This window comes from Peribacillus sp. SIMBA_075 (genome assembly GCF_046534585.1).
Genome location: NZ_JAWRYN010000601.1, coordinates 1 through 272, shown reverse-complemented (window position 1 = coordinate 272; position 272 = coordinate 1). Strand labels below are relative to the sequence as shown.

The following is a 272-nucleotide window of genomic DNA, read 5'->3' as shown; positions in this document are numbered from 1 at the left end:
CCGCGTTCTTTGGCACGGCCGCTGAGCTTCTCAGCCGCCATATAAGTATGCGCGATGCCTGTCGGGCAAGCCGTGACCGCCAGGATTTTGCCTCCTGCAGCTGAACCTTGCGCAGCGTCAAGCGGTGCAGCGCTGTCTGTAGGTTCCGGACCGTCCACTTCCGCCTCTTTGGCAGAAACGATCTCGAGCACTTGCTGTTTCGATTCGGCTTCTAGGATATTGACGCGGAATTTCTCATCCATCAAGAACGTTGCGAGGCGGGACAAAGCCTC

General features: G+C 57.7%; 1 pseudogene. It reads right to left on the bottom strand.

Annotated elements, in window-relative coordinates:
* Nucleotides 1-272, bottom strand: a pseudogene (locus tag SB775_RS29570) (PTS fructose transporter subunit IIA); the annotation flags it as partial.